The following is a 25342-nucleotide window of genomic DNA, read 5'->3' on the forward strand; positions in this document are numbered from 1 at the left end:
TTGAAGTAGGTCAAATATAAACTTACTTATTATTTATTGTATTTCAAAAATTACTGGAGCAGTTCTTGGCAATAAATAGCTACCTGCACCAACAAGTTTTGTTTTTATTTCAGAAATAGTAACTTGATCTCCTCTAACTGCTTTTGAAAGTACAGCATTACACTGTGCATTCAATTTATTTCCTGTAACAACTACAGTAGGCTGACCAGTTACTTTTAAATTAAATCCAATTACGTTTAATCCAACTTCAAAGTCGAAATCAACTAATTTGGCTCCAATTGTAGCAATTTGTAAATTTGATTTAGGTCCTTTAACAACACCCATTTCTCCTCTAATAGTTCCTGTTGGACCAGGAATACCTTTTATTCTAAAGGTTTTCTTGTCAGAAACTTTAGAACCGTCAGGAAGTGCACCTGTTACATTAATAACCACTTCAGAACCTGAACCTGGACTCATATTGTATTTACCACCACCTGCAGAACTTAATCCTGGAGCGCTAGCAGAAACTTTATCAGCAGAAACTCCTGCAAAAGAAATAGTCATTGGGTTAACAACACCTCTGTAAACTACATTCATTTTATCTGCAGAAATAGTAGCCGATTTTGGTCTCGCAACAACAACATATTTATCTTTAATAGGTAAGCTAACTACTTTCCCATTCTCATCAAAATTAAATGAACCGCCAATAGCATGTTCTCCAATATTACCAGCACCAAAAGAGAACTTAGCTTGACCCGCTTGCGCTTGTACACTAGATCCATTAACAATAACAGATTTTGCTTTTAATGATGGATCAAATTTACCTAAAATAATTTTTCCTGTTACCGCTTCTCCTTGAAAGAAAACCGATTTATCAAGAACAACAATAGGTTGGTAAGCCGTAAGTGATGCTGCAGCAACTAAGTCGGACTGAAACATTCCTGTCATTACATCGCTTTCAGTTGTTTTGATATCTGCTTGCAATTGAGACAATTTAGTAATTGTAGCAATAAGTGGATATCCCTTATAGTTGTAATCAATCCAATCTAATTTAGCACCTGCTTTTTCAGAATAAACTGGTTTTGTAGCAAATCTAGCTTCAATCTTTTTCATTTCAGATTCAGCAATTGAACTTCCACCAATTGCTTTTATTTGAGTTGAGAAATTATTGATTTTATCTAAGAACTCTTTACCTTGTTTAGAAACTCTATCTCCAGTAAAGAACATTCTGTCAATTAAATCTCCTTTATCCATTTGCTCGTATGGCAAATTTCCTTCGGCATCTCTTTCAAATTTCGTAGTAACCTTTGTTTTGATATTTTCTATGTAGTCGTTAAACTCTTTAGACAAAGCTCTAATTTTTTCAACTTTAGCTTTTTTATCACCAAATTGACCTGGTTGATCCACTGCTTTTTGAGCTAATTGTTGAAATGAGCTTTCATTTCTAGTATCAGTTATAGAGTTAGACTCTACTATTTTATTATTTAAAATCCCAAAAGCTGATAATACCTCTTTGGACATATTTAATGCTAACATCGCGATAAAAACCAAGTACATTAGGTTAATCATCTTCTGTCTAGGGGTTAGTTTTCCTCCTGCCATATTTTCTACTAATTAGTTTGTTGTTTTTTTATAGTTTGAAACTAATTATCCTTTATTACCCATTGCAGAAAGCATTCCACCATAAACATTGTTCAATGAAGCAATATTTGCAGTCATAGATTGCATTTGTTCTTTTAATTTTCCTGCATTTTCAGCAATTTCTTTATTTGCTTCAGCATTTCTTGAAGCACTTTCTAATTGTACTTTGTATAAGCTGTTTAAAGATTCCATCTGTGCCGCAGCCATAGACAATTCTTCACTGTATTTTTTAGTTGCAGAAATAGAATCTACTGTTGGAGCAATTCCTTTGGCAGCTGATTCAAAATTTTTGATACTATTCCCTAAGCTTGCCATTAATTCTCCATCAATTTTAGCATCTTTCAACATTGCATCCAATTTTTGAGACAACAATCCTTGAGTATCAGCAGGAGCTTCAACTTTTTTCTTAGATTCACCTTTTACTCCATTTGCTAATTCAGGATAAACTAATGTCCAATCCAATTCATCATCAACTGGTTCAAAAGCAGAAAGAGCAAAGATTAAAGCTTCAACAACAAGACCTATTGTAAGCATTAAATTCCCTGTTATAAATCCAAATTCAATGTGTGTAATTTTGAATAATGCTCCAATAATTACAACCGCAGCTCCCATACCGTATGCGAAATTCATTTGTTTTTTACTTAGTAATGCCATAATAGTTTTTTTTTAATTTAATAGATATAGATTTGGTTTCTTTTATTTATTTCTTTTTCCCGTTACCGGTGGTTTGAAGTCCCATATAATCTTGAACTGTTCTAAAACCGATATAACTTCTGGCAGAATCTGCATATTCATGATCACGAGTACTCACTTGAAGGAAGTAAGCAACATCTTTCCATGAACCACCACGAACCACTTTTCTTTGATTCTTATAATCCTGAACATTCGGGTTCATTGAAGAAACATATTCGTAAGCATTTGGATCATATGATGAATCAGTCCACTCAGAAACGTTTCCAGCCATATTATAAAGATTATAACCATTTGGCTCATATGATTTTGCTTCTACAGTATACAAAGCTTCATCTGCCGCATAATCACCTCTGTTAGGTTTAAAATTCGCCAAGAAACAACCTCTGTCATTTTTAGTGTAAGGACCACCCCAAGGATAAGTAGCTGACTCTAAACCACCTCTTGCTGAATATTCCCATTCTGCTTCTGTTGGCAATCTGAATGAGTTTATCAAGTCATGCCCTTTCTTTTTAGATTTTATGTAGGTGTTTTTATTTAAAGTTCTCCAAGCACAAAAAGCTTTTGCTTGAGTCCATTTAACTCCTACAACTGGATAATCTCCGTAAGCTTTATGCCAGAAATAATCATTGTGCATTGGCTCATTATAAGAATAAGCATAATCTTTAATCCAAACCGTTGTGTCAGGATATACTTTTACTTCTTCCGTTCTGATGAAGTTTTTTCTATTTCCTACTTTAGCTTTTGCAGCTGCTTGAATGTCCATCCAAGAATAACGGAATTTTAATTTATTTACATCGATAGTTCTTAATCCATTGTATGAAGCCTCTATTGGCAAATACATTGAATCCATTACTTCGGCGTAATATGCATCCGGATACAACTTAGTATCTTTGATTAGTTTCACTTTTTTATTAAGCTTTCTTCCTGCATAAGGATCATCAGCAGTACCTACACTATAATAATTATCATACATGTATTTATCATAAGCTGTCATCTTTTCAGGATCTGAATCATTAAAAGCAAAATCACCAATACTTCCGGCATTTTTACCTTTACCTTTAGGATCTCCCGCACCAGCAGTCTGACCACTTTCATCAGCAAGAATAGCTAATCTAACTCTCATAGTAGAATCTTTTACCCATTCTACAAATTGACGGTATTCACTATTGGTAATTTCCGTTTCATCCATATAAAATGAACGAACAGTAACAGTTTTAGTAGGAGCATCTTCCACATTAGCTAAATCACCATCTGATTTACCCATAATAAAAGCACCACCAGGAATTAAAGCCATTCCATAAGGCTTTTCAGGATGCCATTTACCTCCATTAATACCAACTAATTCTCCTTTATCGCTTGATTTACCACAGCCGATTAAAAGGGCCAAAATTGACGTATATGCAATGAACTTCTTCATATAAATTTGGTTATCTATTCATTATTTTTAAGTGTGTAAACCTATTTATTATTTATTAATAAAACAATATTTTTGTTATGAAATTAATTTGAGCTCAAAAATAATGTTAAATAAAATACAAAAAAAATATTTTGTCGATAAAATGCTAAAATAATCGATAAAATACACAAAAATCGATTTTTTTATCTGTTTTATAATGTTAAGCTTATAAAATCCATTAATTTTTAAACAATTTTCAAGGACAGAATTGTAAATGTAAAATAATGATTACAAAATATTCTTTCGTTGTGCTTTCCACCATCTTTCAGGCAATTCTTGGTTGCATGCCAATAAATATTCTTCATAGGAACATGGTAATAACGTATTTCTTTTTAGTTTATTATTAACATTTGAAATAAATGGAATTTCTATCCACCATCGATCCGTTTTATCACTTTTATAAAAAACAAGTTCCTCTTCTTCTAATGGAACAATATATTTTAAATAATTCTCTTTACTTCCAAAAGGATACTCATTAGAACGATAATGAAACCCTTCTATGAAATACCAAATTATCTGTGCGATAATGACCGATTCTTGTGCCGAATTATTATGATTGAATATTCCAAATGATGATACTTTATCACTTATTCCCGCATATCGTGACAAAGAACAAATTTCTTTTCCATTAAAACCATTTGGTGCAAACGAAATAAAATTTCCAGAATCAGATGATTTAACCGAATTCAAATCAATACTTACTAAATCAGCATCTCTAAAAACAGGCTCCGAAATAGAAATATTATTAGAAACTTCCCCTAATCTATAGGCATCAAAAAACAGTTTTTCTATCAAATCTATTTCTTCCTGCGAATTAAAATACGTTTGATACCCAATATTACAATAATTGAAAAGATTATTAGGCTCGTCTACAATTATTTTTGTCAAATAAGACGAAGACGAGACTTCCTCTTCATCCTTACCAAAATCAAATTTATTATCAATGGAAACTAGATTGACCATTTGTTCCAAATCATCGTAAGCTCTATAGAGCGCGTACGTCAAATCTTGAGAACCTCCAATAACTATGGGAGTTATTTTTTTCTTGATTAAACTTGCAACCACTTTTTTTAAGGCAAAATAAGTGTCTTCAGCAGAATTTCCTGCCAGAATATCACCTAAATCAGCAATAGAAGCATCCCAATTTCCTGGAAACAATCCGTAAAGCTCTTTTCTAAGTGGTATTAAATCTACATCCGAAACAGCTTTTTTGTCTCCTCGATTTTCTAAAACGCCTATTACAGCAATTTTAATCTTATTTAAATCCGGAAACTGTTTTTCTGTATGCAGCACAATTTTACTTCCCAATTGCTGAGAAGTCAATCCGTTTATATAAGCAAGGATTTCATCATCTACGGGTTTCAGAAAATCAAATTCCATTTTATTTCTTTTTTTTCCTCTCCACAACCCCCTTCATAGGAGAGGGAAGGTAAGAATGGAATGTGTTTATACTTATTTCTTCTTAACAGCTGCTTTCTTAGCTGCTGGTTTTTTTGTCGTTGTTGCTTTCTTTGCCGGTGCTTTTTTTGCTGGTGTTTTCTTGGCAATCATTTCCTGAACTTCGGCTAATGTCAATTTTGTGGCATCAACATCTTTACTTAATTCAATTTTGATTTTACCTTTAGTAATTACCGAACGTCCCCAACGGGCTTTTTCAACTAAAATTCCTTCTTCTTCCCAATTATGCAGAACCTTATCAATATTCTTTTGCAATTTATCTTCAATCAAGGCTTCAATATCCGATTGAGAAAGATTATCAAAGTTATACTTTTTACTCACATTAATAAACAAACCGTTCCATTTGATAAAAGGACCAAAACGACCCACACCTTTCTGTACACCTTCTCCTTTATAAACTGCTATTGGCGCATCGGCGGCGGCTTTTTCATCAATTAATTCCTGAGCTCTTTCAAAATCTACATCTAGAGGATTTTCTCCTTTTGGCAACGAAACAAAAGCGGCTCCGTGACGAATATATGGACCATAACGACCATTACTCACCTCAACTTCTTCTCCTTTATATTCTCCAAGATTTTTTGGTAACAAAAATAAATTCAAAGTTTCCTCTAAAGTGATGTTTCCAATATTTTGATCTGCCATTAAACTGGCAAATTTTTTCTCTTCATCATCAGCAGCTCCAATTTGTGCCATTGGTCCAAATTTCCCTAAACGCACCGAAACTGGTTTCCCAGTTTTTGGATCAGTTCCCAGAATTCTTTCACCGCTTTCTCTGTCTGCATTCGCTTCTACATCTTTCACGGTTGGGTGAAATTTATCGTAGAACTCTTGCATCATTTTTGTCCAAACGATATTTCCTTCTGCAATTTCATCAAAATCCTGTTCCACTTTTGCAGTGAAATTATAATCTAAAATGTTTCCAAAATTCTTAACCAAGAAATCGGTAACAATTGTTCCAATATCTGTAGGAACTAATTTCCCTTTATCAGAACCTGTATTTTCTTTCAGTAACTTCTCTCCTACTTTCCCGGATTGTAAAGTCAATTGCGTATAATTACGTTCCTGACCGTCAAGATTTCCTTTCTCCACATAATTTCTGTTGATAATGGTAGAAATTGTTGGCGCATAAGTAGAAGGACGACCAATTCCCAATTCTTCTAATTTTTTTACCAAAGAAGCTTCCGTATATCTTGCTGGTGGTCTAGAATATCTTTCGGTTGCTGAGATATAATTGTTTTGTAATTTTTCGTTGACTTTCATCGCAGGCAACATTCCTTCTTGCTCCTCTTCATCGTCATCATGACCTTCTAAGTATACTTTCAAGAAACCTTCAAAAAGCAAAACTTCTCCAGATGCCGTGAATATTTCACCGTGATTATTTGCTTCAATTTTCACATTGGTACGCTCTAATTGTGCATCACTCATTTGCGAAGCCAATGTTCTTTTCCAAATCAAATCATACAAACGCGCTTGATCTCTGTCGATATCTACCGTATGACGCGACATATCTGTAGGACGAATCGCCTCGTGCGCCTCCTGTGCTCCTTTGCTTTTATTGACAAAAGTTCGAGGTTTAGAAAATTCTTTTCCGTAGGATTTGATGATTTCCGCTTCAGCAGCTTCCATTGCATCTTTAGATAAGTTCACACTATCCGTTCTCATATAAGTGATAAGTCCAGCTTCGTATAAACGTTGTGCGAGTTGCATGGTAATTCCAACAGGCAAATACAATTTACGAGCGGCTTCTTGTTGCAAAGTCGAAGTGGTAAAAGGTCCAGTTGGTGATTTTTTGGTAGGCTTCGTTTCTAAATCGGCTACCTTATATGAAGAACCTATATTTTTATTTAAAAAATCTTCGGCTTCTTTTTTAGTATTGAAATTTTTAGGCAGTTTGGCTTTGAATGTTTTTCCAGATTCGTTAGTAAATTCAGCCACAACAGAATACGTTGCAATCGCTTTGAAATTCTGAATTTCTCTTTCACGCTCTACAATCAAACGAACAGACACTGATTGTACACGACCCGCAGAAAGTCCCCCTTTAATTTTTCTCCAAAGTACAGGCGACAATTCATAACCAACTAATCTGTCCAAAACACGACGTGCTTGTTGTGCATTAACTAAATTATAATCGATTTCTCGTGGATTATCAATTGCTTTTAGAATCGCAGTTTTAGTAATTTCGTGAAAAACAATTCGCTTGGTTTTGGTTTTGTCTAATTTTAATTCTTCGGCTAAATGCCAAGAAATAGCCTCACCCTCGCGATCCTCATCACTTGCTAACCAAACCATTTCGGCTTTTTTTGCTAATCCTTTTAATTTAGTGACCAACGCTTTTTTATCGGCAGAAACTTCGTATTTGGGTTTAAAACCATTTTCCACATCTACACCAATTTCTTTGGAAGGTAAGTCAGCAATATGCCCATAACTGGACTCTACTTGAAAATCACTTCCTAGAAATTTCTCGATTGTTTTTGCCTTTGCAGGGGACTCAACTATAACTAAATTCTTTGCCATTGCTCTATTTTTCTGGGACAAAAGTATCTAATTTTTTTAAATATTGGGCTTTAGATTTTATTTTTGAATTATTTCACAATCATTAATAAGTAAGTTATTGCCATACCCGACTGTTTTTTAGCCTCGATTATAGTGAAAAGCCCGGAGCAAAAAAGTAAAAGTTTCCTGTTCTAAAAAAGCGACCAACGGAAGCTCTTTTCAGGACTTTGGAAACTTTACCTTTTTTGTGAGTCCCGAAGGGTCGGGATTGTAACGGAAAGCGGGACACGAACAAAGCGAACTGACGAAGTAAATAGCTCCCCAGAAAAAATGCCTTAAAATAGTGTTAATTCTTAATCTGACATCTTGTCATATTTATTTGAATTGCGTTATCTTTGTGCTTTGAAAATACATGATGGAAAAGATTATTGAAGAAAGTAAGCAAGGCGAAAGTCTTGTTCTGGAGAATAAACCTGAGAATACAAAAAAACTATTTATAGAAAGTTACGGTTGTGCGATGAATTTTTCGGACAGTGAAATTGTAGCTTCTATTCTATCCGGAAACGGATACAATACAACGCAAGTTCTGGAAGAAGCCGATTTGGTTTTAGTCAATACCTGTTCTATTCGGGACAAAGCGGAGCAAACTATTCGCAAACGTTTGGAAAAATATAATGCTGTAAAACGTATTAATCCAAAAATGAAAGTTGGCGTTTTAGGCTGTATGGCGGAACGATTGAAAAGTCAATTCCTTGAAGAAGAAAAAATCGTTGATCTTGTTGTGGGCCCTGATGCCTATAAAGATTTACCAAACCTTTTACTGGAAGTAGAAGAAGGTCGTGATGCGATTAACGTGATTTTGTCGAAAGACGAAACCTATGGTGATATTTCGCCGGTTCGATTGATGAGCAACGGAATTACCGCTTTGGTTTCAATAACTCGTGGTTGCGACAATATGTGTACGTTTTGCGTGGTGCCGTTTACCCGCGGACGTGAGCGCAGTCGTGAGCCTCAAAGTATCATGAAGGAAATTCAGGATTTATGGGACAAAGGGTTTAAAGAAATTACACTTTTGGGACAAAATGTAGATAGTTTCCTTTGGTACGGTGGCGGATTGAAGAAAGATTTTGAAAATGCTACCGAAATGCAAAAGGCTACTGCTGTAGATTTTGACCAATTACTGGAAATGGTAGCGGTAGGTTTTCCTAAAATGAGAATCCGATTTTCGACCTCTAATCCACAAGATATGCACGAAAGTGTTTTGCACGTTATTGCAAAACATCCTAATATTTGCAAACACATTCACTTACCGGTGCAGTCCGGAAGCAATAGAATTTTGAAAGAAATGAACCGTTTGCACACGCGTGAAGAATACATGACTTTGATTGACAAAATCAGAACTATTATTCCAAACAGTTCGATTTCACAGGATATGATTGCTGGTTTCCCTACAGAAACCGAAGAAGATCATCAAGACACCTTAAGTTTGATGGAATATGTAAAATATAATTTTGGTTATATGTATTCGTATTCCGAACGTCCGGGAACATTGGCAGGAAGAAAAATGGAGGATGACGTTACCGAAGAAACGAAAGCAAGAAGATTGCAGGAAATTGTCGATTTACAACAAAAACACGCTTGGTTCCGCTCTGAGGAATTCATTGGACAAACGGTAGAAGTTTTGGTTGAGAAAGTTTCAAAAAAATCGACAGAAGAATTTTCAGGAAGAAATTCACAAAGTATTACCGTTGTTTTTCCGAAAGAAAATTACAAGATTGGGGATTTTGTGAATGTGAAAATTACTTCTTGTACCAGCGGAACTTTGAAAGGAGAAGCAGTTGGTTTGAGTGAGATGAATTAAGAAAAGTTTAAAATTTAAGGTTTAAAGTTGTCTCAATAACTTGAAACTTTAAACAAATAGAACTTTAAACAAAAATAAAATATGGAATCAGTTCAAGCTATAAAACAACGATTTGAGATTATCGGGAATGACCCGAAGCTCAACCGTGCGATAGAAAAAGCCATTCAGGTAGCTCCAACTGATATTACCGTTTTAGTAGCGGGAGAAAGCGGCGTGGGAAAAGAGAATATTCCTAGAATTATTCATTCGCTTTCGCACAGAAAACACGGAAAATACATTGCCGTAAACTGTGGAGCCATTCCTGAAGGAACGATTGACAGTGAACTTTTCGGACATGAAAAAGGCGCTTTTACCGGCGCAACAAATACGCGTGAAGGTTATTTTGAAGTAGCTGACGGCGGAACTATTTTCTTGGACGAAGTAGGTGAACTGCCTTTAACTACTCAAGTGCGTTTGTTACGTGTTCTTGAAAATGGCGAATTTATAAAAGTAGGTTCTTCTCAGGTTCAAAAAACAGATGTACGAATTGTAGCCGCTACCAATGTCAATTTATTTGATGCTATCGAAAAAGGGAAATTCCGTGAGGATTTATATTATCGTCTAAGTACGGTGGATATTACTTTGCCCCCTTTACGCGATCGAAAAGATGACATTCATTTGTTATTCAGAAAATTCGTTGCTGACTTTGCCCATAAATATAAAATGCCTCCTTTAAAACTGGACGAAAATGCTATCCAATTATTGCAAAAATTTCGTTGGAGCGGTAATATTAGACAATTGCGAAATGTAGCCGAACAAATCTCTGTTTTGGAAACGAATCGTGATATCTCAGCCGTGACTTTACAATCATATCTACCGGTTCTGGGAAACAATTTACCATCTGTCATAAAAGACAAGAAAAGCGAAAGTGATTTTAGTACCGAAAGAGAAATTTTGTACAAAGTACTTTTTGATATGAAAAGTGATTTGAACGATTTGAAAAAATTAACTTTGGAATTGATTCAAAACGGCGTGTCTAAAGTTCAGGAAACCAATCAGCATTTGATAAAAAAAATATATGGTTCGAAAGAAAATGACAGTGAAATAGATTTTGAAGAAGAACCAAGATCAGCCTTAATCACTACTCAAAACAATGAAGAGCTGTATCAGGAACATGATGATAATTATCTTTTTGCAGAAACAATCGAAGAAGAAGAAACGTTGCGTTTAGAGCAAAAAGAAATCGAAATGATTAAAAAATCATTAGAAAAAAACAAAGGAAAACGAAAAGCTGCCGCAGACGAATTAGGCATTTCTGAAAGGACTTTATATAGAAAAATCAAACAATTTGACTTGTAGTTTTTACCACAAAAGCACTAAGACACAAATGATTTAATTCAAAAAGAATATCTTTGACCCGAGCGTTAGAAACCGGCGAAGCAAATTTTAAAATAGAAAATGAAATATATAAAACTTATTCTTCTTTCAATAATTATAGTAAGCATCAACAGTTGCTCGGTTTATAACTTTACCGGAACTGGTAAAATTGATGCCGAAACATTTCAAGTTGGCTTTTTTCAGAATAACGCTGAATTAATTGAACCTGGTATTGACAGAACATTTACATTAGAACTTCAAGATTTAATCCAGAATCAAACCAATTTAAACTTGGTCAAAAGTAGTGCTGATTTGACTTACGAAGGAGAAATTGTAGATTACAGAATAAGTCCAATGACTGCTACTGCAGATCAGCGAGCAGCTCAGAACCGATTAACGATTCGAGTGAATGTTCGTTTTACTAATAAGAAAAAAGAAACAGATGATTTTGAAAAACCATTCACTTTTTTCTACGATTATCCAGCGGAACAACAATTGACAGGAGCAACTTTGAACAGTGCTTTAAAGGAAATTTTTGAAAGAATTACACAAGACATCTTTAATGAATCACTCGCAAAATGGTAAATGGGTTTTAAATTCGATAATTTGTTGATTCGGTTAACCGAGGAACAAACAAACGAATAACCAAATAAACGAATACCCTTTATGAACGTAACCGATTATACTTATTTGATTAATAAACCTGATGCTATCCATGAGAAGCAAACGGAAGCTTTGGAAAAAGTACTCATTGAGTTTCCTTATTTTCAAAGTGCCAGAGCGATTCAATTAAAAGGTCTTTACAATCAAAATAGCTTTAAATACAATACTGCTTTAAAAGTTACTGCAGCACATTCAACTGACCGATCTATTTTATTTGACTTCATTACTTCGGATACGTTCACTTCGATTCAAAAAGGTCTTTACGATAAAAAAGCACTAGAAATTCTTGATATAAATGTAGTCGACAGTGAAACAATTGTTACTGAAGAAAAAACGGAATCTAAAATAAATTCTTTAGAAAGATCCATACTCACATCAATAAAAGAAGCTTCTGCAGTCGATGTTGATGATGCTTCAAAAACTACCGAAGAGAAACTGGCAATTGGAAAACCTTTAGATTTTTCTAAAAGTGAGCAACATTCCTTTCAAGAATGGCTTCAACTTTCCCGCACTGAACCTATCGAAAGAGAGAAAGAAAGTGCTATTAATTTACCACTTCCTGTAATAGATGAAGATAAAAGAAAGAAACTAGAATTAATCGATAAGTTTATTGAAGCCAGTCCGAAGATTTCTCCGGTAAAACATGGAGTTGCTTCGACCGTTACTTTTGACTTAAATGCAGCCGACAATTCTTTCTTGATGACAGAGACTTTGGCCAGAGTATATTTAGAACAAAAAAAATATCAAAAAGCGATTCAAGCTTATGAAATATTAATTTTGAAATATCCAGAAAAAAGTAGTTTCTTTGCAGACCGCATATCGGATATTAAGATTTTACAACATAATAATAATTAAACAATGAGCACATTTTCAATTTTTTTAGTTTTAATAACTATAGTTTGTTTTCTATTAATCGTAGTTATCATGGTTCAAAACCCTAAAGGTGGAGGATTATCATCTACAATAGGTGGTTCTCAAATGTTAGGTGGAGTACAAAAAACAACTGATTTTTTAGACAAAAGCACTTGGACATTAGCAACTATACTAATTGCACTTATATTACTTTCTAGCTTAAGCTTTACAGGAACATTAAGTGATACTGATTCTAAAATCATCGAAAACACAGGAAGTGCAGCACCAGCTACAAACACGCCAGCAGCTCCTGCTCAAAACACTCCTGCTGCAACAAATCCAGCAGAATAAATTATTACAACATATTCTAAATGCCAGCCTGTCAAAGCTGGCATTTTTTATAAGAAATTATGTCAGTTTCATTAGGATGGCACAATTTCTGAAATCTCCATAACCGTAATATAAATAAATAATATAAAAATATACAATCATGGCTTTAAACATTAAACCTCTTTCAGACAGAGTTCTTATCGAACCCGTTGCAGCTGAAACAAAAACTGCTTCAGGAATTTTTATTCCAGATACAGCAAAAGAAAAACCACAAAAAGGAACTGTTGTTGCTGTTGGAAACGGAACAAAAGAACACACAATGACTGTGAAAATTGGTGATTCTGTGCTTTATGGAAAATACGCTGGTACGGAATTAAAACTGGAAGGAAAAGATTATTTGATCATGCGTGAAGACGATATTTTAGCAATAATATAATCGAATTAACAAATAAACGAATTAACAAATAAAATTAAAATGGCAAAAGATATAAAATTTGATATTGAAGCACGTGACGGTTTAAAACGTGGTGTTGATGCATTGGCAAATGCAGTAAAAGTAACGCTAGGACCAAAAGGTCGTAATGTAATTATTGGAAAAGCTTTTGGCGGACCAAACGTTACTAAAGATGGTGTTACCGTTGCAAAAGAAATTGAATTAAAAGACCCATTGGAAAACATGGGTGCTCAAATGGTAAAAGAAGTAGCGTCAAAAACTAATGATTTAGCCGGAGACGGAACTACAACTGCAACTGTTTTGGCACAAGCTATCGTAAAAGAAGGTTTGAAAAACGTTGCTGCAGGTGCAAATCCAATGGATTTGAAACGCGGAATTGACAAAGCGGTTGAGGCTATTGTAGCTGACTTAGCGAAACAAGCAAAAGTAGTAGGAAGTGATTCTGAAAAAATCAAACAAATTGCTTCAATTTCTGCTAACAATGACGAAGTAATTGGTGAGTTAATCGCTACTGCTTTCGCAAAAGTTGGAAAAGAAGGTGTTATCACTGTTGAAGAGGCTAAAGGAACTGATACTTATGTTGATGTTGTTGAAGGAATGCAATTTGACAGAGGATATCTTTCTCCTTATTTTGTGACTAATTCAGAGAAAATGGAAGTAGAATTGGAAAATCCTTACATCCTTTTGTATGACAAAAAAGTTTCTTCTTTAAAAGAATTATTACCAGTTTTGGAACCAGTTGCTCAATCTGGAAAACCATTATTGATTATTGCTGAAGATGTTGATGGTGAAGCATTATCAACATTGGTAGTAAACAAATTACGTGGAGCCTTGAAAATCGCTGCTGTAAAAGCACCTGGTTTTGGTGACAGAAGAAAAGCTATGTTGGAAGATATCGCAATCTTAACTGGTGGAACTGTAATCTCAGAAGAAAGAGGATACACTTTAGAAAACACAACTATCGAAATGTTAGGAACTGCTAAAAAAGTGACTATCGATAAAGACAATACAACGATTGTAAGCGGTGCTGGTGAAGCTGATATTATCAAGAATCGTGTCAACCAAATCAAAGGTCAAATGGAAGCTACCACTTCTGATTATGACAAAGAAAAGTTGCAGGAACGTTTGGCTAAATTAGCTGGTGGTGTTGCTGTACTTTATGTTGGTGCTGCTTCTGAAGTAGAAATGAAAGAGAAAAAAGACAGAGTTGATGACGCACTTCACGCAACTCGTGCTGCTGTTGAAGAAGGAATTGTTGCCGGTGGTGGTGTTGCTTTATTGAGAGCTAAAAATGCATTAAGCACTCTAAAAGCTGACAACGCTGATGAAGCAACAGGAATTCAAATTGTATCTCGTGCTGTAGAGTCTCCATTGAGAACTATTGTTGAAAATGCAGGTCTTGAAGGTTCAGTTGTTGTTGCAAAAGTTGCTGAAGGAAAAGGTGATTTTGGATACAACGCAAAAACGGATGAATATGTTGACATGCTTAAAGCAGGTATTATTGATCCTAAAAAAGTAACTCGTGTAGCGTTAGAAAACGCAGCTTCGGTTGCCGGAATGATATTGACTACTGAATGTGCTTTGATTGATATTAGAGAAGATAATGGCGGTGGAAACCCAATGGGTGGAGGTATGCCAGGAATGATGTAATAAAAATTAAGAAAAATCTTAAAAAAATAAAATCCGAAGCTCATCACTTCGGATTTTATTTTTATATTTATAGTTTTAGATACAAATCAAAATTAACCTCCTGATACTGATTTTTATGTTATCAAAACTTAATTGGCTACTCCTTTTTTTGTTTATTTTCTGCCCTAAAAACTTCAGTCAAACTAATGGACCGAAAGAACAAATAGTAGAAAAACTAAATAACTATTTTGCTTTAGAGCGAGAAAACATTCATTTACATTTAAATAAAGATACATATTTATCCGAAGAAGATATTTGGTTTAAGGGCTATGCTTACAACCGAAAGGAACTTTTACCTTTTTACAAAACTATGAACGTTTTTGTAGTTCTGTACAATCAAGCAGGCATAAAAATAAATCAACAACTTGCCTACTCAAATACGGGTACTTTTGAAGGAGCATTCAAAGATTTAAAGAAATTGCCCTCTGGGAATTATTACATTCAAGTGTATACTAATTGGATGAATAACTTCCAAGAAAATGAGTCTAGCATATATCCAATAAAAATCATCAATCCTGCAAAGACCGATTTTTTCGACACTACAAAAAGCAATTTGGCATCTGCTCAAATAGAAATTCATCCAGAAGGTGGCACTTTAGTTTATGGAATCACTAATACCGTTGGTGTTAAAATCGTAGACATGTTCAATAATCCAATTGGAAATTTGACAGCAAAATTAAGAAACAGCATTAACGAAGTAGTTTCAGAGATTGCAATTAATAGCGATGGATTGGGAAAATTCATTGTTACACCCAAAAATGATCCCTATTCACTAACGTTAGAAATAAATAACAAAATCATTCAACAAACACTCCCAAACCCTTCTACTAAAGGATTGTCTCTTGAAGTAAATTGTTATACCTTAAACAATAAAGCATCAGTTAAAATCAAAACGAATGCTACAACATTTAATGATTTAAAATCAAAGCAATTATTTTTAGTTGTTCAGCAAGATGAAAGGGCTTTACTATTTGATATTGCTTTAGATTCAAATTCATTAGAGCAAAATATCATATTTTCAACCGAAAACATCTCCAATGGCGTCAATACGGTGCGAATTATAGATGAAAACATGAATCAGCTAGCAGAAAGAACCATCATCAAACTCCCTAATTTAACTCAAAAGTTTACTCTTTCTAAAAAAACAACTAACACTGGTACCAAACAAATTGAAGGTCTATCCAGTCAGAACGATGCTAACCTCAGCGTTTCAATAGTACCCGCAAATTCTATTGCAACCGAAAAAAACACTTCCATAACTTCTGATTTTTTATCTAATTTCTATTTAATTAAACCAATAAAAAACATTGATTTATACCAAACGAACCCAAATACCGCCAAGAAATACGAGTTGGACTTAGCCATGCTCAATCAATCAAAATCCAAATACTCATGGAACGAAATTGTTCAAAATCCACCACAACCCAATTATGAATTTGACATGGGACTTACGGTAAAAGGAAGAGTATTGACTCCTACTTTAAAGAATGCGAAAGATTACAACATTAGATTCCGTGCGTTTCATCATCAAATCAATGTTCAATCTCCTATAACTGAAACAGGAGATTTTGAATTCAAATATCTGGTATTGAAAGACTCAGCTTCAGTAGATTTCAGTTTGCTCAAAAACGTTGAAGCAACACCTTTAAAATTAACTCATACAGCGAAAATAACGAATGGTAATAGAGAATATAAGTTCCCATTTAAAGGATTTAACCCTACCGACTTACAACAAACAACAAACTCTCAAATTTTAGAATTACCTGTTTTCGAAGATGACATTATTGAATTAAATACTGTCACTGTTAAAGCAGAGGCTAAAAAAAATATGTTAACCCATGCCAACACTATGGAAAATAGAAATTTAAGAGGTTATAAAATTTCCGAACAAGAGACAATGAACCTTCTAACTTTTATTAATACTCGTGGATTTAAGGTGTCTGACAATGGTATGGATGTTAGCATTACGGTCCTAAATTCTGGTTCAAATATTCCAGCTCGACCCGAAATTTTTGTCGACAATATTCAAATTAGGGACTTTTCCTATTTGCAAAACATACAAATGAATGAACTGGAAGAAATATACATGAATCCGAATGCATTAATCCCATCTGGTAGAAATCTTCAAGGAATCGTAAGGATATACACTAAAAAACCTATATATAGTACTCTAAAAACTAATGTAAAAAGCTCAGAATTGGCAAATGGTTTTACTACAGCACCAAAATTTGAAAACTCTAACTATAATTCAACTTTGAGCCAAGGTTTTTTGTATTACGGGGTAATTAATTGGATTCCTACCTTATTAACGGACCAAAAAAATAGTTCTCAAATTGATGTTCCAAATTTCAATCAGAAAAAAATAAAAATAATTATAGAAGGTTTTACTTATAATGGCGAACTGATTTCTGAAACGCAAATTATTGATTTATAAAAAAACTCTTTTTTCGATAATTCATAATAAGTAAAATCAATTAACCCATTGGCTTTACTAAGAAAATCAGCTATAGGTACTATTTAGTCATCTAAATCAGAATACGCACTAAGCATTTTTTTACTACTATAAATATGTACATCTCATTAATTCCTGAATCTATGCAAAAAAAGGAGCATAAACTCTAGATTTATGCTCCTTCTTATTCATTATTATCAAATTCCAAAATGACTTCTTTAATAGCCTCTGTTTTTACGAGACGGTTTTTTTATGATAAAAAATTATTAATTATTCTTGAGTTTTTGACTTTCTGCTGAACTTATAAATTACCGGTAAAACAGTAATCCCAACTAAAGCTATAACAATTATTTCGATGTGTTCTTTCAAATCAATTTGATAATTTTCAAGTAGAAAACCATATAAATAATGTCCTGCGAAAATCAATGTGAATGACCAAATGAAAGAACTTAAAATGTTATAAAACATAAATTTCTTTTTGTCCATAGAAACAATCCCAGCTACTATTGGCGCAAAAGTTCTAAAAATTGGAAGGAATCGAGCAAAAATAATTGCTTTGCCTCCGTATTTCTCAAAGAAATCTTTTGATTGAACCAAATATTTTTTCTTAAACCAAAAACTATCTTCCTTATTGTACAAGTAATAACCGCTTTTTGAACCAAACCAATATCCAACAACATTACCCAAGATACCTGCTAAAGCAACAAGTGTTGATAAAAGAACAACATTCGCAAAATCATTTTCAATGAATAAAATGTTTTCTATTAAATCACGGCTGTAAATCCCTGCTAAAAACAACAAACTATCTCCTGGTAAAAAGAACCCCGCAAAAAGACCTGTTTCTGCAAAAACAATAAATAAAACTATATAAATACCCAATTTAATTCCATTAACATCAAAATGAATATAAAAAAGCGGGTCAATCAAATTCTTCCAATCAAAATCGTTCATTCTACGGTGTTTTATGCTAAAATTATTCGTGCGTGAAAGTACGGATAATATATCTTAACCACAATTTATGCTACTATTTTAAAGTTTTATTAACTATTTAAATTAGCCGAATTAACTTTCCATTGCCAACAATCAAATATTGTTTTTTTTATTCGGGATTCTAGCGCTTTAAAAACATGGCTTTTTATAGTTAACCACCATAATTTCATTCAAAAAATATTCAAAATATGGCATTAAAAAAACCAAAGCTTTCACTTTGGTTTTCTTTAAAATTATTTTCGTTCATATTGGCAACAAGTATGAAGCTTTTCATAATCTTCCTTTAATGCCTTGACTTCATCTGTATCGTGACCAACTTTTGCAATCGCTTTTTGAATCGTTAGAACATCCGTTTTCTGTTCGTTTGCAATCAAATATAAAGTGCCACAATCCATATGCCAATCGGCAGATTTCACTCCCGAGACACTTAATGCCGCTTTTTCAATTCTCTTTTTACACATTTCACAATTCCCGCTCACATGAAATTCAACTTTAGCATTTTTATTTTTCACTTCTTGAGCCTGAACTGTAAATCCAACAAATGTCAGTAACAGTACTACAATTATATTTTTCATAATTTAATTTTTTAAGACTATTTAATTTTAAAACGTAAACCTGCATAATACATTTGTCCAAAAACTGGACCATAAACTATTGATGCATCAAAAGTAGGTCCAAATGGATTTTCATTACCCAAGATAACGTTATCTTGTTTGTAATTTCCAATATTTTCTCCGCCAATATAGATTTCAAAAGTAGAAGAAAAAGTTCGTGTAACTTGTATATTCATCACAGAAAATGATGGCGAAAATTCAGGCAACCTGTCTTCTACAGGATTTGTTGACGTATTGGGCAATTGTTGTTTGCCGAGCCAATTGAAAGTATAATCAAACTTCCATTGTTTTCCTTTATCCAAAATATGGGTTTCATATCCTAAATTCCCAAAGAAACGATGTTTTGCCTGCAATGGCCTTTGATACGTTCCTGACAAATAATCCGCTTGAATATCATAGTACTTGTAGGCTGTCCTCAAATTAAAATGTTTGGCTAATTCATAATTGAACTCTACTTGCAAACTATTGGCATACGATTTCCCAATTAAGTTGTAAAACAAAACCTGTTGCGGACTTTGCATCACATCAACAACTGCCTGATTTTGAAAATCGGTTCTGTAGAAATCAAACCCAACATCAGCGTTCTTACCAAAAAGTAAAAAACCCTGCATAAAACTCAGCCCATAATTCCATGCAATTTCAGGATTCAAACCGTATATTTTTCCATTGGTATCCAAAAAATCAAAGGTTCTTGAACTTGCCAAAAGCTGTTGATTTTCGGCAAAAACATTAGCGCTTCGTTTCCCTCTTCCTGCTGAAAATCGTAAAACACCTTTCTCCCAAGGATTGTATCGCACATGCAATCTTGGCGTAGCAAAAGTCCCCAAACGATTATGATTGTCTATTCTACCGCCAAGAACTACGCTAAAATTATCCGTGTTATCATAGGTATATTCGAAAAAAGCGCCAGCCGAATTATCAATCCTACTGTAATCATTTGCATTGACAAACTCACCGTATTTATCATAGGTAAAGTTCAGACCCGTTGAAAATTTATGTTTCGTATTATTGATAATCGAATTAAAAATCAGGTTCGAATAATAACTTTTTTGTTTAATATTATATTGATTTAACCCAAAATAAGAATTTTGATCATGACTATTAAAAGCATTTTGAAAACCAATACTCTGATACGGCATATCCGGAAAAACATACCCTAATTTAGTGGAAACATCAAACCGTTCTGTATTGATTTCGGAGCCCCAATAATTCGTTGTCCCCTTATCTCTATCAGGGTCAAAATTTAATTCTCCTGTTTGTTTTTGATCATTCATATAACGGAAGTTGATAAAAGTTACCCACCCTTTTTCGGCATTAGTATATTGCCAACGGTTCAAAACATTGATTTGTTTTGCTAATGGATTGTCCAGAAAACCATCATCATTCATATCGTTTTTTGAAACCCTCGTATTTCCGTGAACAAACAAGCTGCTACTCCATTTCTCGGAAATTTTCTTGTTGAAATGGGTATTTAATTCAAATCGAGAATCTGTTGAACTATACGCATTAAGAAAAAATGGAATATCGCTGATGGGCTTTATCAATTCGGTATTAATTTGTCCCGAAATACTTTCGAAACCATTAACTACACTTCCGGCTCCTTTGGTGATTTGAATACTTTCGACCCAAGTTCCCGGAGTGAATGACAATCCATAGGCTTGAGAAGCACCACGCACCGAAGGAATGTTTTCCTCTGTAATCATCAAATAAGGACTCGTTAATCCCAGCATTTTTATTTGTTTCGTTCCCGTCAAAGCATCCGAAAAATTAACGTCGATTGAAGGATTTGTTTCAAAACTTTCTGCCAGATTACAACAAGCAGCTTTGAGTAGTTCTTTGCTTGTCAGTACTGTAGTATTAGCCGTTAAGCTATATGATTTTTTTAAACTTTTACTGTTGCCTTTTACTTTTATCTCCTGCAAAGTATCTTGAGCAAAAGAATTAAAAGCGCAAAAGAAGAACAATAAAAGTATTGAAATTTGTTTTTGCATGATTGATTTTTAATGTTTGAAAAATGTAAAATCACAAAGCTGTGATTCAAGTTTTTATAGAAACATTAAAACTACGCGTAGAAAATATATTGGTGGTATAATTTAAAAAAAGGAGGCGTATTTGCATCGCAGTAATACGAAAGAAATGGACTATTTTTAAAATTTGAAACAAATGAAAACACAGAAGGATTCCATTCATTCATTTGAAATATAAAATCGGGATGAAAAGAGACTGTTTTTTGAATTAAATCATCTGTTTTCTTTTGAAATTTAACCTCTTTGTCTTTGCAACAATGTGATTCTTTTTCAACAACCCCACAACAATCTTTTTCTAATTTTTGGTCCTGAACAGGTGTTTTAAGAGTTACGGAAGTAATCTCACTTCCACAATAACGAACATTAAATGCTAATCCCATATTGGAAACCAATACGAAAAAAGCCAAAAGTATACTTATATGTTTGTTAAATTTCACCTTGCAAAACTAGTGATTTTATCACATCAAAAAATTAAATTCCTAAAGAATTTACAACTCAAATTCTTGTCCCATTAAAGGAATTTTACAGTCAAAACCGTATTTTTCATGAATTTTTATACGAAGCTCATCCATAGGCTCATTTTCTCCATGCACAAGAAAAACTCGTGTAGGCTTATTTTCCAATTCTGACAACCAGTTAAGCAAATCTTTTTGATCTCCATGTGCTGATAAACCTTGTATTTCCAGGATAATAGCTTTTACAGGATAATAGCGACCATGAATTTTAATTTCTTTAGCTCCTTCCAGTAATTTTCTTCCGCGGGTTCCTTCGGCTTGATATCCCACAATAATTACGGTAGTTTCCGGAAGACCAATATAATGTTCGAGATACCCCAATACTCTTCCTCCAGTTACCATTCCGCTGGCAGCAATAACCACTTTAGGCTGTTCATCAAAAATAACTTGCATGGTTTCTTGATAATCAGAAACCAATGAAAACATTTTACTCATTTCGGCACATTCTTCCAGCGATAACTTGTGCCATTTTTTATTATTCGAAAAAATATTCAGTGCATTAATTCCCATTGGAGTGTCAATAATATATGGAATATTAGGGATTTTATCCTCCTCTCTGAGTTGCCACAATAAGTACATGATGGTTTGGGCACGCTCTACGGCAAAACTCGGAATAATGATGGTTCCGCCTTTCTCAACGGTATTATTTATATAAGTTTCCAATTCTAATTTAGTATCTGTTTGAGGATGCAGTCGATTGCCATAGGTACTTTCGAGAAAAACATAATCGGCTTTTTTAGGTTTGGTTGGCGGATACATCAATACATCATTATCGCGACCAATGTCTCCGGAAAAAACCAACGTTTTATTTTCAAGTGTCAACGCAATGCTGCACGCTCCTAAAATATGGCCTGCATTTGTATAAACAGCTTCAATTTGGGCATCCAAAGGAACGGGTTCATTGATTTTAATTACTCTAAAAAACGGAAAAACTTTTTCAGCCTGTTCTACCGTATAAAGTGGTTCGGCAATTTCATGTTTGGAATATTTCCCTTCATTAGCATTTTTGGCTTCTTCTTCCTGAATTTTCGCACTATCCAGCAGGATGAGTTTAGTAATGTCTTTTGTGGGACTCGTGCAATAAATTTTGCCTTCAAAACCTTGATTTACTAATCTTGGCAACCAACCGCAATGATCTAAATGGCCGTGAGTAAGCAAAACAAAATCTATCGTGGCTGGTAAAATAGGCAAAGGTTCCCAATTGAGTTCCCGTAAAGGCTTGATGCCCTGAAACAATCCACAGTCTATCAAAATCCGAATCCCATTACTTTCAATTAATGTTTTTGAACCGGTTACTGTACCTGCTCCACCAATAAATTTAACTTTCATATGATTTGAATTTAAAATTAAACAATCCTGTATTATTTTAAATATAACTGCATAATTCCGTTGCTTCTTTTAATACGTTTTTTATCCGGTTTGGACTCAATCCTATTTTTTCTAAACAATCGGAATGGTTTATAATTTCTTTGACTAAAATCACGTCTAATATCAATAACTTATCTTTTTCGGCTATTGATAAAGTAGTTAAGCAAGTTACCGGATAAAGATAGTGTGTGTCATTTTTTGTTTTTAGATTATTGTCTTCAGGATAATTCCAACTTAATAAATTCAATCCGGAGCATTTTGCAAAATCGACAGCATCAGTCGTAAACCTGTTATTTGTGACAATCCAACAATTTGAAATACTATCTTTCTTTTCAAAAATGGCATGCTGTCTTTCCTTCAAATCATTGAAACGAGATAAAATATACATGGGAACTTTCACATCCGAAGCGGCTTCCCTGCCCAGATGATATTTACATTCAATCATTGAAATTTGCTCATTCTTCTTTACTAAAACATCAATTTCATGCAACACACATTTGCCTTGCAAGCTCATATTTGTTACCGTTTGATACTGTTCCGAAGCAAAAAGACGGGCGATATATTTTTCGAAAAAGAAACCTGCCGGACCTAACAGTCGTATTGCTTCTCTTAAATTATAACGTGCCGCATGGGAATTAGCCGTTTTTTTCAATAATGAAAAAGCCATTTTGTAGATTTGTTTCGTAGAAATACCCTCATACATTTGTTTTTTTATAGCATAAAGTATGTTATCGACCGCAATAGCACTTGCTCCCGATTTTAAAAGTGACTTTTTAAGTTTATCAGAATTAAACTCGACAATATCTCCAGAATGTTTGATAATTTTCATACCCTTATTGATTTGATAAACAAATACTTAAATCAACATAAAGATAAAGAAAAAAGACTACTTATTTTGTTTTTGATAATAAAATCCCGGAACAAATAATAAGACAAAAATAGGCTGAATCAAAAACCTGCGAACGTAAAATAAGACCCAATTACTATTTTCATTCGCAAAGTAGACTATGTAGAAAAAAGCAACAATAAGAATCATGAAGAAAAAATAATACAGGACGAAGGCAAATTTAACCATCGCGACATCCTTGAAAATGACATAAATAATACCCAATGAAATAACGGTATTTAATGTGTAACGGAACAATAGTCCTAAAAATAATTGAGTTGAATCAAAACTTGGTAGCCTTAACTTGGCAAAATCTTTTTTGAAAAAATCCAGAAAAGGATCATAAAACAACTGATTTTCAAAAGCACGAACAAGCACTAATAATACAACCAAAAGAAGGAATTGTACGAATCTCAGTTTGTTATTTAATATCTTTTGAAGCATATCTTGAAAATTTACGAACCCAAATTAACCACAAAATAAAAACTACACCATAAATATACAAAGGAAAAAGGACTCCGTGTAAAAACGGCTCTTGTTTTGGAAAATAAAAAATCAGTGCACTTAAAGCAGCTATTCTCAAAATATTCAACACATAAATAAGAAGGCTTCCGCCAAAGATGAAAAGCAGCGTTGCTTGTAGTTTCCCCGAAAAAGCTAATACAAATGAAATAAACAAAATAATTACACTAATTGCATTACAGCCTTCTATAATACGGGCAACATATTTTTGATTATAAAACAGCTTCATATAAGGATGCGCAGCACTTTCTTCAATTGAAGATCCATTATTAAACAATTGCAGTACTTGCTCCGTATTTTCACTCACCATTCTGGTAATGGAATCTATTTTATTTTCCTCAAAACCATTAAGATAGCGCTGATACAAAAAAGTCAGCACTATATAACTCAAAAAAAAGGTTGCCAAAAAAAGCAAAAACGGTTTGTAGAGAATAAAATATTTTTTCAAAATCTATTTTTTAACAAATTTATGTAATTTTTGAAACTGGCTTTAAATACTTTTGCATAAATAAAAATTAAAAACATGACATTTCAAGAATTACAACCAAAAGTAACCGAAATCACTTTAAATACAACGTTGTCAAGAGACGAAAAACTATTGTCTATTTGTGAGCTTCTTAGCAACTCCGTTGATTATTATAATTGGGTTGGATTTTATTTTGCAAACCACGAATCCAAAACATTGCACTTAGGCCCTTATGTTGGAGCAGAAACAGATCATACTGTAATCCCTTTTGGAAAAGGAATTTGCGGACAAGTAGCAGTTTCTAATGAAAATTTTGTAGTTCCTGACGTTGCAGCGCAAGACAATTATATCGCTTGTAGTTTTACCGTAAAATCAGAAATTGTAGTACCACTTTTTGTAAACGGAGAAAACATAGGACAAATTGATATTGACAGCCATATCTTGGATCCTTTTACTAAAGACGATGAGTTATTTTTGGAATTTGTAAATACAGAAGTAGCTAAATTATATGTTGATTTAAAATAATTCACAATTCATAATTCATAATTGCTTCGCCAGTTCACAAAATAAAGAAAGC

The 25342-nt window shown here is 33.7% G+C and carries 22 protein-coding genes; 9 read left to right on the plus strand and 13 right to left on the minus strand.

Going from position 1 to position 25342, the window contains the following annotated elements; translation table 11 throughout:
- Positions 1-33 precede the first annotated feature (33 nt).
- The 5 genes from gldM to topA all read right to left on the minus strand — a co-directional run bounded on the left by gldM (position 34) and on the right by topA (position 7741).
- A complete protein-coding gene (gene gldM / locus C8C87_RS11975; protein WP_099714472.1) occupies positions 34-1581 on the minus strand; it encodes a gliding motility protein GldM in 1548 nt (515 codons plus the stop codon).
- A 45-nt stretch (positions 1582-1626) separates the two neighbouring features.
- A complete protein-coding gene (gene gldL / locus C8C87_RS11980; RefSeq protein ID WP_099714471.1) occupies positions 1627-2274 on the minus strand; it encodes a gliding motility protein GldL in 648 nt (215 codons plus the stop codon).
- A gap of 46 nt (positions 2275-2320) precedes the next feature.
- Positions 2321-3730 carry a gliding motility lipoprotein GldK gene (gldK, locus tag C8C87_RS11985; protein WP_099714470.1) on the minus strand — a complete coding sequence of 470 codons (1410 nt, stop codon included), beginning with the start codon at positions 3728-3730 and terminating at the stop codon, positions 2321-2323.
- Positions 3731-3997: 267 nt separating this feature from the next.
- Positions 3998-5149: a formimidoylglutamase gene (locus tag C8C87_RS11990; protein ID WP_121342757.1), complete on the minus strand. Its 1152-nt coding sequence runs from the start codon at positions 5147-5149 to the stop codon at positions 3998-4000.
- 72 nt (positions 5150-5221) lie between these two features.
- The gene (gene topA, locus C8C87_RS11995) at positions 5222-7741 is read right to left on the minus strand and encodes a type I DNA topoisomerase (protein WP_121342758.1); all 2520 of its coding nucleotides are present in this window, start codon (positions 7739-7741) and stop codon (positions 5222-5224) included.
- Positions 7742-8135: 394 nt separating this feature from the next.
- Here topA and miaB point away from each other — a divergent pair, with 394 nt between their 5' ends.
- The 8 genes from miaB (at position 8136) to C8C87_RS12035 (ending at position 17359) form a co-directional block, all read left to right on the plus strand.
- Complete coding sequence (gene miaB, locus C8C87_RS12000; RefSeq protein WP_121343363.1) at positions 8136-9581, plus strand: tRNA (N6-isopentenyl adenosine(37)-C2)-methylthiotransferase MiaB; 1446 nt, start codon at positions 8136-8138, stop codon at positions 9579-9581.
- An 81-nt stretch (positions 9582-9662) separates the two neighbouring features.
- On the plus strand, positions 9663-10919 hold the full coding sequence (locus tag C8C87_RS12005) for a sigma-54-dependent Fis family transcriptional regulator (RefSeq protein WP_099714467.1): 1257 nt from the start codon (positions 9663-9665) through the stop codon (positions 10917-10919).
- 99 nt (positions 10920-11018) lie between these two features.
- Positions 11019-11522 carry an LptE family protein gene (locus C8C87_RS12010; RefSeq protein ID WP_099714466.1) on the plus strand — a complete coding sequence of 168 codons (504 nt, stop codon included), beginning with the start codon at positions 11019-11021 and terminating at the stop codon, positions 11520-11522.
- An 81-nt stretch (positions 11523-11603) separates the two neighbouring features.
- Positions 11604-12455, plus strand: a complete 852-nt coding sequence (locus C8C87_RS12015; RefSeq protein ID WP_121342759.1) for a tetratricopeptide repeat protein — start codon at positions 11604-11606, stop codon at positions 12453-12455.
- A 3-nt stretch (positions 12456-12458) separates the two neighbouring features.
- Positions 12459-12803 carry a preprotein translocase subunit SecG gene (gene secG, locus C8C87_RS12020; RefSeq protein WP_099714465.1) on the plus strand — a complete coding sequence of 115 codons (345 nt, stop codon included), beginning with the start codon at positions 12459-12461 and terminating at the stop codon, positions 12801-12803.
- Positions 12804-12942: 139 nt separating this feature from the next.
- The gene (groES, locus tag C8C87_RS12025) at positions 12943-13218 is read left to right on the plus strand and encodes a co-chaperone GroES (protein ID WP_007137725.1); all 276 of its coding nucleotides are present in this window, start codon (positions 12943-12945) and stop codon (positions 13216-13218) included.
- A 39-nt stretch (positions 13219-13257) separates the two neighbouring features.
- Positions 13258-14886 (plus strand): chaperonin GroEL, encoded by a 1629-nt coding sequence (groL, locus tag C8C87_RS12030; protein WP_099714464.1) that lies wholly within the window; start codon positions 13258-13260, stop codon positions 14884-14886.
- 115 nt (positions 14887-15001) lie between these two features.
- On the plus strand, positions 15002-17359 hold the full coding sequence (locus C8C87_RS12035) for a hypothetical protein (protein WP_147402375.1): 2358 nt from the start codon (positions 15002-15004) through the stop codon (positions 17357-17359).
- A gap of 288 nt (positions 17360-17647) precedes the next feature.
- On the opposite strand, the gene C8C87_RS12040 is transcribed toward C8C87_RS12035, so the two are convergent.
- From C8C87_RS12040 to xrtF, 8 genes are all read right to left on the minus strand, one after another.
- Positions 17648-18328, minus strand: a complete 681-nt coding sequence (locus C8C87_RS12040; RefSeq protein WP_099714462.1) for a DedA family protein — start codon at positions 18326-18328, stop codon at positions 17648-17650.
- A gap of 272 nt (positions 18329-18600) precedes the next feature.
- Positions 18601-18942 carry a heavy-metal-associated domain-containing protein gene (locus C8C87_RS12045; protein WP_099714461.1) on the minus strand — a complete coding sequence of 114 codons (342 nt, stop codon included), beginning with the start codon at positions 18940-18942 and terminating at the stop codon, positions 18601-18603.
- 17 nt (positions 18943-18959) lie between these two features.
- On the minus strand, positions 18960-20972 hold the full coding sequence (locus C8C87_RS12050; protein ID WP_199716382.1) for a TonB-dependent siderophore receptor: 2013 nt from the start codon (positions 20970-20972) through the stop codon (positions 18960-18962).
- A gap of 71 nt (positions 20973-21043) precedes the next feature.
- On the minus strand, positions 21044-21415 hold the full coding sequence (locus C8C87_RS12055) for a hypothetical protein (RefSeq protein WP_233550033.1): 372 nt from the start codon (positions 21413-21415) through the stop codon (positions 21044-21046).
- An 81-nt stretch (positions 21416-21496) separates the two neighbouring features.
- Positions 21497-22852 (minus strand): MBL fold metallo-hydrolase RNA specificity domain-containing protein, encoded by a 1356-nt coding sequence (locus C8C87_RS12060; protein ID WP_121342761.1) that lies wholly within the window; start codon positions 22850-22852, stop codon positions 21497-21499.
- Positions 22853-22889: 37 nt separating this feature from the next.
- Entirely contained in the window at positions 22890-23720 is an 831-nt protein-coding gene (locus tag C8C87_RS12065) for an ATP cone domain-containing protein (protein WP_121342762.1), read from the minus strand.
- Between the two features lie 57 nt (positions 23721-23777).
- Positions 23778-24221 (minus strand): exosortase F system-associated protein, encoded by a 444-nt coding sequence (locus C8C87_RS12070; protein ID WP_121342763.1) that lies wholly within the window; start codon positions 24219-24221, stop codon positions 23778-23780.
- Complete coding sequence (xrtF, locus tag C8C87_RS12075) at positions 24199-24747, minus strand: exosortase family protein XrtF (protein ID WP_121342764.1); 549 nt, start codon at positions 24745-24747, stop codon at positions 24199-24201. Before xrtF ends, C8C87_RS12070 begins: the two co-directional genes overlap by 23 nt.
- Positions 24748-24822: 75 nt before the next feature.
- Here xrtF and C8C87_RS12080 point away from each other — a divergent pair, with 75 nt between their 5' ends.
- Positions 24823-25290, plus strand: coding sequence for a GAF domain-containing protein (locus C8C87_RS12080; protein WP_121342765.1), 468 nt, complete (start codon positions 24823-24825; stop codon positions 25288-25290).
- Positions 25291-25342: the final 52 nt, after the last annotated feature.

The sequence above is a fragment of the Flavobacterium sp. 120 genome (assembly GCF_003633605.1).
Classification (GTDB): domain Bacteria; phylum Bacteroidota; class Bacteroidia; order Flavobacteriales; family Flavobacteriaceae; genus Flavobacterium; species Flavobacterium algoritolerans.